Here is a 17,156-nt window from a genome sequence, read left to right as displayed (position 1 = left end):
TTACTTCATGGCCAAACAAAAGATCCATGCGGAAGTAGGGAAACGAGTTATTGAGCTTTCCAACCTGGATAAAGTCCTTTATCCTGAGGATGAGATCGTGAAGGCCGAGATCATTGAGTATTATCTGAAACTGGCCCCAACTATCCTCAATCACATTCGAGGCAGGGCTTTGTCATTAGTTCGTTATCCTGACGGCATTTACGGTGAGCAGTTTTTCCAAAAGCATCGTCCCGACTGGACTCCTGACTGGATCGATTATAAGCGACTGGGACAAGAACGAAAAAAGGAATATGTTGTTGCAAAAGAAGATGCTACGCTGGTTTGGCTGGCTAACCTTGCTTGCCTGGAGATTCACCAAATCCATAGCTTTTCAGAGCATAGTGATAAACCGGACTATATCGTTTACGATTTAGATCCACCGGAAGATGGTTCATTTCCACTAGAAGACTTAAAACAGATCGCTTTTGCTTTGAAGGAACATCTGGAGCGATTCAATTACCATGTGTTTGTCAAGACTACCGGAGGAAAAGGGCTCCATTTGGTAACGCCTGTAGAAGCCAGGTATTCGTTTGAGGAATGTTTTCAGTCAGCAAAAAAAGTCGCTACAGACTTTATTAATAAACATGATCAAACCACCCTTCACATCAAAAAAGAGGCACGAAAAGGGCGGGTCTTGGTTGACATCTACCGCAACCGACCTTCACAGACGATCATCTGTCCTTATAGTCTGAGAGGGAAAGCAGGAGCCACTGCCTCCACACCATTATCATGGGAAGATTTGGAAGAGCTTAAGGATTTAAATCAATGGAACATTAAAACCACTCTGAATAAGGTGGTGGAAGAAGGAGATGCCTGGGAGCAGATTAGAGGGTGGGCGGTACCCTTGCATACAGACAAACGAGCAGTAGTAGCAAAGGAATTACCTCCTAACAAACGACACAAAACACCGGAGCAGCTTTCTGACTATGAGAAAAAGCGGGATTTCAACAAAACGCCTGAGCCTTTGCTCTCGGATAACGAAGCACCGGGTAGCCGATTCTGTATCCAAAGACATCATGCATCACATTTGCATTATGATTTGAGACTGGAACAGGATGGTATCCTGAAATCCTGGGCGATTCCCCGGGGAATGCCTCCGGTTCCGGGAGTAAAAAGACTGGCAGTTCAAACCGAAGATCACCCGTTGAAGTATTTGACCTTTGAGGGGGAAATACCAAAAGGAGAATATGGTGGCGGCATGATGTGGGTGTATGCCACCGGGCGCTATGAGATCACTAAAGAAAAAAAACAGGGGTTCTATTTTCGACTTTCAGGAAAGCAACTGAGCGCAGAGTACCGAATGCACTTGATGAAGGATAAAGAGTGGTTATTGGAGCGTGTGGATACCCCCCAACAAAACTTATTGGATCAAGTCATGAAACCGATGCTGGCTGACGCTTCCAAGCGTGTTCCGGTAGGTGACTTCTATTATGAATTGAAGTGGGATGGAATCCGGGCATTGATTTATTTAAATGAGGGACAGCTTAAGATTTATAGCAGAAATGGCAATGACATCACCGAGCAATTTCCAGAGCTCAATGTACCTGAACAGGCTTTTCGGATCAACAACGCCATTTTTGACGGGGAGATTGTATGCCTCGATCAGGAAGGTAAAGCCAACTTCAAAAAGGTGATCAAACGACTGATGAGCAAAAAGAACTTTGACTATGAATCTAAACGCTCGCCTGCCTATTGCTACTTGTTTGATTGTCTCTATCTGGATGGAAGATCACTGATGCATGACCCACAGGATCGACGCAGGTGGTGGATGATTGATTCTTTACGGGTAGGAGAGACCAACTATCGAGTGAGTCAGTCGGAAGAGGATGGTAAAGCCTTGTTTGCTGCTGCAAAGGCGCATGGCATTGAGGGTATTGTTGCTAAGCGGATTGATGGTAGATACACACCTGGCAAGAGAAGTGATGCATGGATCAAAGTGAAGGTAAAGGAAACCAAGGATTGCTTCATCATAGGGTTTACACAGGGAGAAGGCGAACGTGAGCGATATTTCGGATCGCTTCAACTTGCTGAACAAGATGGAGATGAACTCATTTATCGGGGCAGGGTTGGAACAGGATTTGACGATGCGCTTCTAAAGTCATTAACTAAACAATTTGTAGAGCTAGTTTCAGCAGATAAACCAGTAGACGGAGAGGTGCATGAAGAGAAGAAGACTGTGTGGCTAAAGCCTGAGTTGGTTTGTGAAGTGGAGTACTCGATGATTACTGATAATGGTACCTTCAGGGATCCGGTGTTTAAAAAGTTGGTCGATTTGACCTAAAACGATTCATGTTTATTGAAGTATTGAAAAACGTCAACGATTCCGTTTTTATCTGCAATCTGAATATTCCGAAGAAATAAATAATCCTTGACATCTCGTTTACCGAATATGTCATAAAGATCCTTATCATCCCTTATTTCTAATACATTGCCTTCAACTAACGTAAAGTGTAATTCACCTGCTTCTAACAATGGATGATCACCAGGCACAAGAACCTTATAAAAGGTAGTATTCCCTTCCTCATAAATTGGAATAAATGTTTCTCGCGATTCATTCAACAATGTAACTTGTTCAATATCACTCAGAAACATTCGGTTGATAGAGTCTTGCTGAATCAAAATAGAACCTGAATCAAAATTGATTTTGACTTTGCCATAAATGGTGTCAGATCTTACGATTGCATATCCGTCTTCGGGATCGTGTGCCTGGGCATCAAGAAGTCCTGAAGTCAGGATCAGGATAACGATAAAAAAAAGATTTCTCATATTTTAGCTGTGTTGAGTCACAAACAAGCTAAAAGCAACAGAGATTATATAGTCATAAGTAGAAACTTGACATAAGTATGACAACTACATAAAATGAATGTAACAATAGAAGAGAGTTGTTATAAAACTATTAACACCCACTATTGTATTGAGAAAATTATAGTGTTAAGCATATTAACTAACTCACATTCGAGAGATTCCACTAATTTTTATCTCATGTACCGTTTATTATCTTTGATTAAGATGAAAAATGCATAATATTGTATTGATATTTTTCATACCAGCTAAAGGAATAACGGATGAAAAGAATTGTGCTGATTGATGATGATTCCACGACTAATTATCTCAATAAACTTATCATAGAACGCGCAGGGCTAGTGGATGAAGTACTTGCTTTTGAGTCAGGGCAAGAGGCGTTGGATTATTTTCACAAAAATCATCATGGTGATGAGCTATCATTGGTGCTCTTGGATATTAATATGCCTGTCATGAATGCCTGGCAGTTTCTTGATCAGTATCAGGCAATTACAGGCGATAATTCAAATAAGATTGTTCTCTTATCTTCCTCAATTAATCCGGCAGATAAGCAAATGGCTGAAAAGAAAGAAAATGTACTCGATTTTAAATCAAAACCGCTTTCAGTTGACATGCTCAATGATCTCGTGAGTTCTTACTTACAAGCGTGTTGACCTCTTTTGGGAATTCCATTGTAAATGCGGACCCAACACCTTCCTCACTTTCAACGTGTATCAACCCATTAAGTGAAGTGACTCTGTTTTTTACAATAAACAGTCCAATTCCACGGCCTTCAACATCCATGTGGTATCGCTGATACATCTTGAATAACTTATCTGCAAACTTATTTAAGTTAATTCCCCTTCCATTATCTGAAATTTTTATGAACTTGTAATAATCATCTTCATAGCTCTCAATTTTGATGTGCAGTCTTTTCTCTGGTTCTGCAAACTTTAGACTATTTGATAGCAAATGATAAATTGCATCAGATAAGAAAGGTTTATATGACTTCAGCTTCTTTACTTTTAGGTCTTGTTCAATCGTAATGTTTACATTCTTGATTTCAATCTTGAGTAAATCAAGAACTTCGTTAATTAGCCGCTCCAGGGACAAATCAGTGAAATCAGATGGCTTGGGATCCTCTTCGTTTAATACCGTACTCAATTCCTTAATCACTCTATCGATTCGATTGGAAGCATCACTTATTCGAGCTACGATTTCATTAAAATCTGCATCACTTGGGATATCCGTTAGAAGATTTGAAAAACCAATAATCTGTGTCAAAGGCTCTCTTAAATTATGACTGATCACACTGTTAAATTCCTTCAAACTCTTATTCCGAATCCGTAGTTTTTTGATTAATTCTTCCTTTTCAATTTCAAGCCTGTTGCTCTTGTCTTTAGCGATGGCTGCTACAATTAAATCTGCAATTGAGCCTACGTATTTTTGCTCCTGAATATCCCATTCTCTGACTTGATTATGAGTCATGGTGTATGAAACAAACCCAACAAACTGGCCGTCTATCAAAATAGGGGCGTTCAGGATTGATTCAATACCATAGGGTTTGAAGTATTGATTGTATATGTCTGCCAATCTTTCATCCTTACTTATCTGACTAACCGCTACCGTTCGCTGACTCATAAAGTCATCGAAAAACTGTGGGAATTGATCCCTTGTAAATCGAGTCTTTGGGATTTTCGTCGAGCCTTTTCTTTCGCGAATTCCAGCTAAATAAAGAGCATTTGTTTTTTCATCTAAATTCCAATAAGTAGCACGATCGCATCTTAATACTTCATATGACTTATTCAATAATGTGTCAATGAATTGCGCTAAATCCAAGTCTTGTTCATTGAGATACTTAGAGAACTCAAGAAGTGACTTAGTTAATACCGCATCCCTCTCTGCCTCAATTCGAGACTTTTGCCGTTTTCGGTATTGAAAAGTTGCAAATCCAAGTCCTAGTACAATGGTAAAAGCGAGTGTAATAACAATTAGCCTCGCCTCATCTTCTGCTTTATGCTGTTCTTGTTCTTGCCTTAGCAATTCATTTTCTGCGAGTATAAGTTCAGCCTGATAGGCTGTTTTCATTTTCTCCACGCTTGAAATAAACTCCGCATTTCTCAGGCTGTCGCCCAGGCTTTTATGCTTATCTAGATAGAATGCCGCTTTCTCAATATCTCGCTTTTCCAGATAAAGTGAATACAGTCTGTTGTAGGTTTCATCAAGTAAATCATTTGCCTGATTTTCGTAGGCTTTCCCTTCAGTCAATTTCCAGTAGTAAAGAGCACTGTCAGGATTATTTACTTCTTTAGATTGGAAATAGCCACCAAGTTTTAAGTAGGATTGAATCAATCCACGTTGATGATTTGCTTTCGACCTTACTTCAACTGCTTTTTTCATCAATTGTATGGCATTTAGGATGGCTCCCTTTTGGTACTCACATTCCGCAAGTCCATGGTAACCATACCCCTGACCTCTTAAATGATTCGTGTTGACTGCATTAGTCAGACATTTCATGAAATATGATTCTGCATCATCTACTTCTCCCTGCATCAAACTGACTTCTCCCAGATTTGAATAGATAATAACAGGTTGATATTCACTCAGTCTTTCGAGGGCTAAGGAAAGCGCTTTATCAAAGTATTTTAAACTTGAATCGAACACTTCTTTTCGTCGATATACCTCTCCTATATTGTTGTGTAATCGAACATATTCCAATGGATATTCAGAGGCATCATAGGAGAGAGCTTCGAGATAGTATGAAAGTGCCTGATCAGGAAGGCCTATCATTAGAAAGCCATTGCCTTTCAGCGTGGTGGCTCTTAGCAACCCTCGTTGATAACTTAAATCCTTAGCCGTGGAAATCGCCAGGTTGATGTAATAACTGGAGTTCTTTTGATCCGTAAGACTTAATTTGAAGGCTATTTCGTTTGCTACGTCCACATAAGCAGTATCGCTGACCGTCAGTTTACTGAGAACGGCCTGCAGGCTATCAATTTCACTGCTTTGAGCCTCGAGCTGAAAGCACTTAAACGCAACAAGTAAAAGAAATAAAAATCTCCTCATTTCAATTCTCTATGGCAGCCTTTACCTTTGGTATTCTATGGCATCAGACTATAACCAAATTATAAAAGATATAAACAGCGAATCCTTTGCTCCAGTTTATTTTCTACAGGGAGAAGAAACCTTTTATATCGACGATATTATCAATAATATCGAAAATAACGCACTTGAAGAGAGTCAGCGGAGCTTCAATCAAGTAGTTCTTTATGGCAAAGATACAACTCTGACTGATGTAATTGGAGCAGCAAGAAGATATCCTATGATGGGTGAACGACAAGTGGTTATTGTGAAAGAAGCCCAGGAGATGAGGGATTGGAAAAATGATGACAAACAAACGTTGGTAGTCAATTACCTTGAGAATCCGCTCCCCAGCACCATCCTCGTTTTTGGTTATAAGTATAAGACGGTTGACAAACGAACCAAATTTGGTAAGTCCATAGAAAAGCATTCAGTATTTCTAAATGCAAAAAAGCTGTATGATAATCAGGTGCCTGATTGGATTAGAAATTTTTGCAAAAGTCAGGGAGTTAAAATTGATGACTCAGCGGTAATGATGTTATCAGAGAATATTGGTAATAATCTACAACGTCTTGCAAATGAAATTCAAAAGCTTCTTTTGAATGTCAAGAAAGACGATGCAATTAGCGCAGGAATGGTTCAGAAATATGTAGGGATAAGTAAGGACTATAACATTTTTGAACTGCAAAAAGCCTTAAGTGGGTTGAACAAATTGAAAGCATTAAAAATCGCCAATTATTTCGCCTCAAATCCAAGCAACAATCCACTTGTACTTACCATATATAGTTTGTTTTCCTATTTCAGTAAACTACTTCTGATTCACCATGCTGAAAACAAGAATGAAAAGGCATTGGCATCTTTAATTGGTGTTAACCCATTCTTTGTGAAAGAATATATGCAGGCAGCAAGGAACTATCCGGTTGGAAAAGTGGTACAAAACATCAAGTATTTGCATGAAGCAGATATGCAATCGAAAGGAATCGGCTATGCCACAAAAAAAGAAGGCCCTGTTTTAACAGAGTTGGTATACAAATTGATGAACTAACACAATTTGAAGCTAAATATTCGTTGCAATTGTTGGTCAAAAACTGTTTCGTATTGAGAAAGCTACTTTTCATATTCTTCAGTGTATTTGTGTTTGCACTCATTGCGCAAAAATCTGTTTCGAGTGCAGACTTCACTGAGTTGGAGGCATTTGAAAGCTTCCAGACACGTCAATACCAGCGTGTAATCGGTAATTTAAAAAGGGGTTCCTCACTTTCAGAGGGTGAGGAGATACTGCTCTTGATGAGTGAGATGAAAACCGGAAAAAGGGATGCCTCAAAGATAGAAGGTTGGCTGGCTGATAATGAGAAACACCCCATTAAACCATTGGTAGCATATCATTTAGGAGAGTATTTTTTCTACAATCAAGATACACTTAAAAGCAGAAGTTACCTTTCATCCGTCTCAGCAAATGAATTAAGCACAGCAGATCGAGCATCCTATGGATTCATCTATGGAGTACTTCAATTAAATGAGGAAAACTACCAGAATGCAAAAGATCTTTTCAGGCTTTCCAGAAACCATGCATTCGAGGAAACAGCCAAACTTGATTATTATGAAGCATATGCCAACTACCATCTAAATGATTTAACCAACGCGTTGGAAGGATTTGAAAAGGTAAAAGGAAATGAAGCATATGGAAACTCTGCTAAGTTCTTTATTGCTAAAATCCGGCTCGAAAATAAGCAAGTAGATGAAGTTATTGCTCTTGCTCAGGAGGAGCTTTCTGATGAGACCACCATTACTAATTCAGGATTTTATCAACTGATTGGCGAAGCATACGCCTTGAAAAATGATGTCGCGAAAGCAGACGCCTATTTTGAGCGAGCGATCGAGCTCCATCCATCTAAACCCACTGCAGCACTCTATTATCAGGCAGGTGTCTCAAAGTTTAAGATTGGAAATGAGGATCAGGCAATCAAGTTCCTGACGGAGGCAGGAATTCAGGGAGGTGAGTATGCTCAACTTAGCGCCTTTCAACTTGGAAGGCTTTATTTGAAAAAGCAATCATTTGAGCAAGCATTGTTTGCCTATATAGAAGCTTCAGCATCTGAAAATAAGGCGATTAAGGAAGAGGCTCTTTATCAATCCGCCAAAATAAATGCACAATTGGGCAATTTTGCGGAAGCCATCAACTATGCAAATGATTATCTGGAGTTATTTGGTAGTGGGGGCTATGTAACAGAGCTTCAAGATCTTATTGCTCAATCTTATTTGCGAACATCCAATTTTGATTTGGCCATCGAACACCTGAAAAGGATAGGAGTAACCAATCCCACACAAAAGGATATTTATCAGAAGGTCACTTATCAGAAGGCAGTTTTATCCTTCAATGATGGTCTATTCGAAGAGGCCAGGACCTGGTTCCAGGAAAGTCTCAAATACGCACCAAGCCTTGATCTTAAAGATCAGGCATTGTTTCATCTGGGAGAAATTGCGATGAGAGAAAATAATTTTGAAATGGCACTAAAATATTATCAGAGCCAAACGAAAATCAATTCACTGACAGATTATGGGATAGGATATGCCTATTACAATAAACAGCTTTATGCCAATGCCATTCCGCACTTCAGAAGGGCACGAAACACCAATGATCAGCGTACAAAAACAGATGCAAGCGTTAGACTGGCAGACTGTCTGTTCGCCACCAAATCGTACGATGAAGCTGTGCGTATTTATGATCAAGCAAGTGTAAGCAATCATTCATCTTATATTGATTTCCGAAAAGGAAGCGCGATGAAAAGAGCGGGAAGCACAGATGAAGCTATTCAAACCTTCCAAAAGGTATTTACCTCTTCAAAGTATGGAGCTGCAGCTCGATTTGAAGTCGGGATGATACATTTTGAATCTGCACAGTTCAAAGACGCAGAAAACATTTTTACACAAGTCGTTAGTAATTACCCAAATTCATCCCTGGTTCCTGACGCCCTGCTTAATAGAGGAATTGCACGAAAAAACCTTGGCAAGATGGATGAAGCGAAAGCTGACTATTCTAATATTCTTGAAAATCATCTTTCATCACAGGTATCGCTAAACGCAATCCTGGGACTTCAGGAGTTACAACAAGCAGGAGTTGACGTCAATAAACTGGATAAATATATTGCTGACTATAAACAAGCCAATCCTGAGAGTGGAAGCCTCGAATTAATTGAGTTTGAAGCGGCTAAACGTCTTTATTTTGATTTCTCCTATGCTGAAGCAACAAGAGCTTTTGATCGGTTTTTAAAAGACTACCCTGCAAGTGGAAACAAGATCGAAGCAAAGTATTACCTAGCTGATTCGTACTACCGAATTGATCAATTGGAACAATCAAAAGTCGTTTTTGATGAGTTGAAGTACGTCAGAAATCCTCTAACCGGTCGCATACTCAGCAGAGTGGGGGACATCAACACCCAGCTGGGCAATATCTCAGAGGCGAAAGACGCCTACCAGCTTTTGATGGACTTAAACCTTACTTCAAAGGACACCTACAACGCTCGTCAGGGACTAATGATGTTGTATTTCACCAATAATCAATTCACTGAATCAATCGCTATGGCCGATGAAGTCATTCGTGCGGAGTGGAAACCACTGAATGCTGGAAAAGAGGCATCCATGATTAAGGCGAAGAGCTATCTTAACTTAAGACAAACAGAGATGGCTAGGCTGGAATTTGAATCGCTTGCGTCAGACAAGAATGTAGTAGGTGCTGAAGCCAACTATTTCCTGGGGCTGATTGCCTACAACAACGAAGCACATGATCAATCGCTTGATCTCTTGTTTGATTTGAATTCGAATTACGGCAGTTATCAGGACTGGATAGATAAATCTTATTTGTTGATAGCTAAAAACTACATTGCACAAGAAGAGCTATTTCAAGCAAAAGCCACTTTAAGATCTATTATTCAACATGCTAAAAATGAGGATGTTAAATCCGAGGCTCAGCGATTGTTAAATCAAATTGAGCAAAACGCCAATATTTCAGACTCTACCCAAAGCAACAAATAGGATGAAAATAGCAGTAGCATTAATATCATGTTTCATTTGGTTACAATCCTATGCCCAAAATGACAGCACAAAGACTCAAGGTGAGATTTTGACAGGAGAAGTCGTTGTTGAAAAAGACAAGAAAATAACGCTCCCCCAGGCAGATAAGATATTCCTGAGTAGTACACCAGAATCTTTCACTAATAAAGCCATTCAGCTCTCTTTTGATATAAAAGAGCCTGACTTTGATTGGCCTGACTATAAATCAGATGTTCCATTTCAGTACGCAGATGATCCATATCCATTAGCTGATTATCAAAACTATGTCAAGTTGGGATATGGAAATTTCAATTCACCAGTGGTTGGAGCTGGGTTATTCCGAAAGCTTGGAAATTGGGATGGTAGAGCCAAGCTCTTTTACGAGAGCTTTAAGACTGGCCCTGTAAATGAAGAAAATAGTGGCAATTCGGTTGCTGGCATAGATGTTTCGGCTACTCATGTCAAAAACAACTTCACAGTCACACCTACTATTTCCTTTAAGCAACGACAGTATAAATTTTATGGCAATTCCAATAGAATAAATTCCGGGTTTTTGGAAGCCGATCCTGTGGAAAGCAAACACAACCATATTTTTTCTGAAATAGCGCTATCATGGGAAAAGGGTGATATAAATCTTTCATTCAAACCTCATATATCCTCTAGCGTCCAATCCTTTGACCCATCAAGCGCAGAAAATAGTGAAACCACTCTTGGAGCGACAGGAAGTCTGGCGTATAAAATCGATGAAGCATTCACTACAGGTTTTGAGATTGAAGGTCAATCTGCCAAATATGATGGTGGATTAGCTTATGATCGATCACTCATCAATATTAATCCATGGGTTAAGCACCAGAAAGATGCATTAATTATAGAAGCAGGATTCATGGTTTCATCTGGAAAGGTGGATGCAGCTACGAAAACCAGCTTTTATCCAAAAGCCAAGGTGTCGTACAGTTTTTCTGATGAGTGGGGTGTATACGGATTAATTTTAGGTGGACAGGCATGGAATAGTCTTAATGAACTCTTGAATCAGAATGAATTTTTAGATGATTCTCTCGGAATTACGCATACGGAGAACACCTTTAGTTTTGGTGGAGGTATAAAAGGCTCACCGGTTAAAAACATGCTCGTGGAAGCTTCACTTACTCATTCCGGCTTTAAGGGGCTTCCTTTTTTCATCCCATCCGCTTCTGATTCTGCCCGGTTCGTGCTTACATACGATAATGAAACCGTCAATGTAATAAGTCTAAAAACGGACGTAAAATATATGCCTACTTCCACCAGTACGTATGGTGCAAGTTTGGAGCTTAATGGCTATTCCGTCGAATCACTGGATAAACCCTGGCATAAGCCAACATTCGTTTTCAACGCGTATACGAGCCACAATATCAAAGAAAAGTTGATTGTTTCAGCATATTTAACCAGCATCGGTGGTATCCGTGCACCAGCCGATGTGGATTTTGGTTATTTGAAGCTAGCTGCTTTTACTGATGTAAGTCTTAGTGCTAAATACTTAATTACCCCGAGAGCATCTGCATTCATTGACGTAAATAATTTGCTTAATAATGAATACGAACGATATTTGGGGTACCCGATCCGAGGACTCGCTTTTAAAATTGGCGGTCAGTACCGTTTCTGACCCTAATATTTCCTAATAATGAATTTTATTTTATCTTGGTTCGGTCAATAAAACATACCTATGGCTAACGACGACAAGAACAAAGACAAAGAACAGGACGATTTTTTCGGTGATGATGATGATTTTGGTCTACCAGAGCTAGATTATGAAGCTTTGGATGATGATGATGACACCCCATTAGAAGAAGAAACGCCTGCTGCTGAAGAAACGAAAGAGGAAGAGGAACCAGCAGTTGAAGAGCCTGCTGCTGAAGTAACTGATGAGGCGGCAGAAGAACTCGATGACTCTGTCTTTGATAGTGATGATTTTGATAGCGAAGATCTTTCTGTAGAGGATCTGGAAGACGATATTGCAGATGTAGCAGACGAAGAGATTGCGGATGAGGAAATCCCTGATCAGGTAACGGATGAAGAGCTCGAAGCTTCAATGAGTGAAACTGACGATTTTGAGGATTCAATGGGAGATATACCTGATGAAGATAGCTCAGATGATCCAGCGGATGAAGCCATGGAGGAGTTTTATGAAGAAGAATCATTTGATGAATTTGAAGCTTCTGATGAAGAGCTCGGAGGTGATGATGATGATGATGAAATTTCAGACTCTGTGTTTGATAGCGATGTATTAGATGAGGATGAATTCGCTCAGTTTGAGAAAGAACTAATGGATTCTGAAGAAGAGAGCATGTCAGACATGCCTACTTTTGAAGGAGGAGCAGAAGAGACGAGCAGCAAAGGCAAGTTTGCCAAAGTGGTGATCATAGGTATCATCATTTTCGCCGGACTTGGTGCCGCATTTTGGTTTATGTCTCCGATGGGAGGTGATGGTGAAGGAGAGAAAGAAGTTGCAGAGAAAACAACTCCTCCAGTGACAGAAAAACCTGAAGAAAAGAAACCTGAGGAAGAGGCTAAGCCAGCTGAAGAATCAACGACAAATAGCTCCACGGCAGCTGATAATAATGCAGCGACAACACGACCCGCTGATAATCAGCCGAAAACTACTCCTGCAAAACGACCTACAAATAATCAGCCTAAGCAAGTAGCAGCTACTCCGGGTACAGTTAATTCGCTGAGTGCCCGAACAGGTAATTATTATATCGTAGTTGGAAGTTTTGTTGATAGTGACATGGCAATGGATTATGCTACTAAGCTTTCAAATGCTGGAAAAAGTCCTTCGGTTATCCCTCCATTTGGCAATGCTATCACTACAAGGGTTGCAATTTCAGGACATGGCACGCTTTCTGATGCACAGAGATCAATTGAAGGGTTAAAAGCTGAGTTTGGTCAGGATATTTGGATCTTGAGATACTAAAAGCACTAATCCTTCAGTTAATACGTTCAGTCTGTTTGAATGGGCATCCATTCATTGAACCAAGATAAAAAGAACTTATGCTAATTAGTGTTATGCAGGATCCTGTAATGGAGGGTCTGGAATCAGAAGAATCGATTTCTTTGTTAGAGCTACTCACCAATGGTGGATATATGATGATCCCCATTTTATTGCTATGGATGGTAGCCATCTACATTTTTGTGGAGCGTACACGTACTTTAAGTGCGGCAGCTAAAACTCCTGAATCGTTTAAAGATCAAATCAGGTCGATGGTGATAGCTGGGGATATTAATGGTGCTTTGATGCTCTGTGGTAAAACCGATACACCAGTGGCGCGCATGATTGAAAAGGGTATCACGCGAATTGGCAACCCATTGAAGAATATTGAGGTCAGTATCGAGAACGTGGGTAAACTGGAGATTTACCGGCTCGAGAAAAACCTAAATCTACTTGCAACCATATCAGGAGCTGCCCCAATGATAGGCTTTCTGGGTACGGTTACCGGGATGATTCAGGCATTCATTGCAATTGCTCAGGAAGAAGGGGCCGTAAGCCCCAAGCTGCTTTCATCTGGAATTTACGAAGCAATGATTACTACCGCTGCTGGTTTGTTTGTGGGTATTTTAGCTTACCTGGGATATAATTACCTGGTCTCTAAGGTTGGTAAAGTGATTCACACAATGGAGTCTAACGTGATAGACTTTATAGATCTGCTTCAGGAACCTAAAAAGCAGTAATATGGACTTGAAATCAAAACATAGGGTGAATGCCAGTTTTAGCATGTCATCAATGACAGATATCATCTTCTTGTTGTTGATCTTTTTCATGCTCACAGCTTCATTCATTACACCCTCCGGACTCCCGGTCAATTTACCGTCTTCCAGGTCGTCGGAAATCGTAATGCAAAAGGTGAGTGTGACGATTACAAAGAACCTTAGCTACTTTGTAAATAACAAGCGAGTGAATCGTTCTTCATTAGAATCCGTTTTAAGGTCAAGCCTGAATGGGAAAGAGGGAATAGTTGTTCTTCATTGTGACGCATCAGTTCCTGTAGAACGACTTGTAGAGGTTGCCGGAATTGCAACATCTTTGAAAGCAAAAGTTTCGATAGCAACGAAACCAGAGTGATGGAAGAAAGAGAAAAACAAGAGGAAAAGAATAGGCGAATCGGATGGTTGACATCCGTGGGTGTTCAGTTGGTCCTTCTCGTTTTATTCTATTTCATTGTGGCATGGAAAGAGCCATTTCCACCTATTCCTGAGTATGGTATTGAGTTGGGCTTTACTACTTCAGCTGGTGCCCCCAGCACATCATCACCTGCTCAAACGGCTCCACCTACAGAAGAACCTTCCGAAAACATTGAAGATGAAGCTCAGGAATCAATAGAGGAATCAAGTGAAGCCGAGGTAGTGGACGAACAGCCAATCTCACCTTCAGAGGTTGAGTCCCCTGTGAAAGTTGAAGAAACTAATACCGAAAGTACTGAGCAAGTCATAAAAGATGAAAAACAGGTTGATTCCCGAGCGGTGATGAACCCATCCGAGACAGATGCTGACAAAACATCCGAAAATCCATCAGAAGGAGAAGAGGAGAAGGAGATTGACCAACGCGCCATTTATGGCAGCCAGGGTACAAACACCGGTGACTCTGAAGGTGCCAATTTAGCCTTATCGGGATGGATTTGGGACTTCAAACCTAAGCCAGATGATCAATCAGATGAGTCTGGTAAGATTGTTTACAAAATCGTCGTGGATCAGGATGGTTATCTGGTCAAAATTGAAACAGTAACATCTACCGTTTCACCTTCCGTAGAAAGAAAATACAGATCGGCGGTCGAAAAACTTACGTTCAGTAAAACAGCTGATTATAAAACCGCACCTGTTTCTACGGGAACCATCACCTTTATCATCAAATCCAAATGACCTACGAGCAAACGCTCGACTTTCTTTATTCTAAACTTCCCATGTATCAGCGCGTAGGAAAGCAGGCCTATAAAAAGGACCTGACCAACACACTGAAGCTGATGGAACTTCTCGATAATCCACATCAGAAATTCAAAAGTGTTCATATCGCAGGAACCAATGGTAAGGGCACTAGCGCACATGGCATTGCAGCTATTTTGCAAACAGCTGGTTATAATGTCGGCCTATATACATCCCCTCATCTTAAAAGCTTTACAGAAAGAATCAGAATCAATGGAAATGAAGTTTCTAAGGAGTTTGTAGTTGATTTTGTTGCACGGATCAAACCAGCAGTCGAAAAAATCCAACCATCCTTTTTTGAGATTACAGTAGCGATGGCCTTTGACTATTTTGCCAGGGAGGAAGTAGATATAGCGGTGATAGAAACAGGGTTAGGAGGTAGGTTAGACAGCACCAATGTAATCGTGCCTGAAGTGAGCCTGATAACCAATATTGGATACGATCACATGGACATGTTAGGAGACACCCTCGATAAAATTGCAGCTGAAAAAGCAGGGATTATTAAGAAGCATGTGCCGGTGGTGATCGGGGAGACACTACCCGAAACAGCACCGGTGTTTGAGCAAATAGCAGAAAATAATGAGGCTGTATTGATAAAGGCAGGATTGCCTTCATATAAAACCAAAGGACTGGTCCCCAGCTATCTGATAAAAAATTTAGGAGGGATTGAATCGGTAATCAATGAATTGGTAAGACAAGGATGGGAGGTATCCTCTGATGATGTTTCAGAAGGTTTATCTGGTATTAATGAGCTTACTGGACTTAAAGGGAGGTTCCAGATTCTAACCGATAGTCCATTGACCATCGCGGATGTAAGTCACAATGTCGATGGATTAAAAATATTGTTTAATCAGGTGGTGGCGCTATGTTCAGGTCAATTACACCTTGTTTTTGGTACAGTAAAAGACAAAGAGTTGACACCAATATTTAACATCTTTCCAAAAGATGCATCGATTTACTGGACACAATCAAGCGTCCCCCGCGCACTGGAAGTAGAAGAACTAGCCATTCAGGGACTCATGCATCAGATGGAAGGCGAATGCTTTAAGGATGTAAACGAGGCGATCAAAAACGCGACAGCAAAAGCACAATCAAATGATTTGATCCTCGTCACTGGCAGCACCTTTGTGGTAGCAGAGGTTAGTAGCTTATAGCGGATGTCGTTTCAGACATTTATTTCTTGGTAAATTACTTGTACATCATTGCGTGCAGATATGAACAAAAAATTGATTCTTTCAATTTTAGTCATAAGTGCAGCTCTTGAAGCTGAATACTTTGTAGAGCTATGGATTTACGACGAATTATCTCACATCTCAGTGCCTGTAGTAATTTCGGCGTATTTAGCCTTTCTGCTTCAAACCTTTATCCAACTACTTCTTATCTGCTTCATCAATGTATGGATCATAACCATCCTTGAAAAGAAATATCCATGGGGTCAACATTTCATCTTAAGATCGATTATTGAATTTTTTACAACAACACTGGTAGCATGGATAATAACTATCCCGGTAGTCATCTATATAGATTACGGTTATCTTATCCCATTATTTCGATTTGAAAGCGATAGTGCTGCGATTACTTTATACTATAATTTACTTTATATAACGGTAATAAATGCTTTATTCATTGTCACGTATGAGGTTGTGTTTCTGTATGGTGAGAGAAATCGAATAAAACTTGATTATGAGCAGTCCAGAAGTAAAGCTATTCTAGCGCAATTTGAAGCACTAAAGAATCAGGTTAATCCACATTTTTTGCTTAACAGTATGCATACCATGGTTGAGCTAATAAATCATGACCAGATAAAAGCACGAAAATTCTGTGAAGAATTTATCAATATTTATCGGACAGTGCTAACCTTAGAAGGTGAGCTACTCATTCCCATAAATGAAGAAATCAGCTTTGTTAAGAGCTACATAGAATTATATCAAATTCAATTTGAAGGTCAGTTGAAAGTAGACTTTGATATTGGTAGTAATATAGAGGGTTCCATACCACCTTTTTCCCTGCAGTTACTGATCGAAAATGCATTCAAACACAATTCAATGTCAAAGGATCGTCCGTTACTAATTAGTGTAAAAAAAGCAAATGGCTACATTGAGGTGGTGAATGAAACAATTCCAAAATCATCAGGCAGCACCTCTACTAAAGTAGGATTGACTAATTTAAAAGAACGTTATAGTTTGCTGGGTGATTACGAGGTGGTGATTGATTCAAATGATACCCACTTTAAGGTGTTCTTACCTATTCTATAACGC

The 17,156-nt window shown here is 40.1% G+C and carries 13 protein-coding genes; 11 read left to right on the top strand and 2 right to left on the bottom strand.

Annotated elements, in window-relative coordinates:
- Positions 1 to 7: 7 nt before the first annotated feature.
- Positions 8 to 2,320: a non-homologous end-joining DNA ligase gene (gene ligD, locus ACP14Y_RS00265; RefSeq protein ID WP_424960963.1), complete on the top strand. Its 2,313-nt coding sequence runs from the start codon at positions 8 to 10 to the stop codon at positions 2,318 to 2,320.
- Here the strand turns inward: ligD and ACP14Y_RS00260 are convergent.
- Positions 2,317 to 2,805: a hypothetical protein gene (locus tag ACP14Y_RS00260; RefSeq protein ID WP_424960962.1), complete on the bottom strand. Its 489-nt coding sequence runs from the start codon at positions 2,803 to 2,805 to the stop codon at positions 2,317 to 2,319. The two genes, ligD and ACP14Y_RS00260, sit on opposite strands and share 4 nt — an antisense overlap.
- A gap of 299 nt (positions 2,806 to 3,104) precedes the next feature.
- On the opposite strand from ACP14Y_RS00260, the gene ACP14Y_RS00255 reads away from it, so the two are divergent.
- Positions 3,105 to 3,494 (top strand): response regulator, encoded by a 390-nt coding sequence (locus ACP14Y_RS00255; protein ID WP_424960961.1) that lies wholly within the window; start codon positions 3,105 to 3,107, stop codon positions 3,492 to 3,494.
- Here ACP14Y_RS00255 and ACP14Y_RS00250 read toward each other — a convergent pair.
- Positions 3,457 to 5,886, bottom strand: coding sequence for an ATP-binding protein (locus ACP14Y_RS00250; RefSeq protein WP_424960960.1), 2,430 nt, complete (start codon positions 5,884 to 5,886; stop codon positions 3,457 to 3,459). The two genes, ACP14Y_RS00255 and ACP14Y_RS00250, sit on opposite strands and share 38 nt — an antisense overlap.
- A gap of 37 nt (positions 5,887 to 5,923) precedes the next feature.
- Between ACP14Y_RS00250 and holA the strand changes: the two genes are divergently transcribed.
- From holA to ACP14Y_RS00205, 9 genes are all read left to right on the top strand, one after another.
- Positions 5,924 to 6,946, top strand: a complete 1,023-nt coding sequence (holA, locus tag ACP14Y_RS00245; RefSeq protein WP_424960959.1) for a DNA polymerase III subunit delta — start codon at positions 5,924 to 5,926, stop codon at positions 6,944 to 6,946.
- Positions 6,947 to 6,999: 53 nt separating this feature from the next.
- On the top strand, positions 7,000 to 9,933 hold the full coding sequence (locus tag ACP14Y_RS00240) for a tetratricopeptide repeat protein (RefSeq protein ID WP_424960958.1): 2,934 nt from the start codon (positions 7,000 to 7,002) through the stop codon (positions 9,931 to 9,933).
- Between the two features lies 1 nt (position 9,934).
- On the top strand, positions 9,935 to 11,590 hold the full coding sequence (locus ACP14Y_RS00235) for a hypothetical protein (RefSeq protein WP_424960957.1): 1,656 nt from the start codon (positions 9,935 to 9,937) through the stop codon (positions 11,588 to 11,590).
- A 60-nt stretch (positions 11,591 to 11,650) separates the two neighbouring features.
- Positions 11,651 to 12,898, top strand: coding sequence for an SPOR domain-containing protein (locus ACP14Y_RS00230; protein ID WP_424960956.1), 1,248 nt, complete (start codon positions 11,651 to 11,653; stop codon positions 12,896 to 12,898).
- Positions 12,899 to 12,990: 92 nt separating this feature from the next.
- Positions 12,991 to 13,653: a MotA/TolQ/ExbB proton channel family protein gene (locus ACP14Y_RS00225; RefSeq protein WP_349566867.1), complete on the top strand. Its 663-nt coding sequence runs from the start codon at positions 12,991 to 12,993 to the stop codon at positions 13,651 to 13,653.
- A gap of 1 nt (position 13,654) precedes the next feature.
- A complete protein-coding gene (locus ACP14Y_RS00220; RefSeq protein WP_424960955.1) occupies positions 13,655 to 14,044 on the top strand; it encodes an ExbD/TolR family protein in 390 nt (129 codons plus the stop codon).
- Positions 14,044 to 14,838 (top strand): hypothetical protein, encoded by a 795-nt coding sequence (locus ACP14Y_RS00215; protein ID WP_424960954.1) that lies wholly within the window; start codon positions 14,044 to 14,046, stop codon positions 14,836 to 14,838. Before ACP14Y_RS00220 ends, ACP14Y_RS00215 begins: the two co-directional genes overlap by 1 nt.
- Positions 14,835 to 16,052: a bifunctional folylpolyglutamate synthase/dihydrofolate synthase gene (locus ACP14Y_RS00210; protein WP_424960953.1), complete on the top strand. Its 1,218-nt coding sequence runs from the start codon at positions 14,835 to 14,837 to the stop codon at positions 16,050 to 16,052. Before ACP14Y_RS00215 ends, ACP14Y_RS00210 begins: the two co-directional genes overlap by 4 nt.
- Before the next feature lie 60 nt (positions 16,053 to 16,112).
- Entirely contained in the window at positions 16,113 to 17,153 is a 1,041-nt protein-coding gene (locus tag ACP14Y_RS00205) for a sensor histidine kinase (protein WP_424960952.1), read from the top strand.
- Positions 17,154 to 17,156 lie beyond the last annotated feature (3 nt).

This window comes from Ekhidna sp. (assembly GCF_965247405.1).
Classification (GTDB): Bacteria; Bacteroidota; Bacteroidia; order Cytophagales; family Cyclobacteriaceae; genus Ekhidna.
Note: the sequence above shows the minus strand (reverse complement) of the source record. Positions and strands in the feature narration are given on the sequence as shown.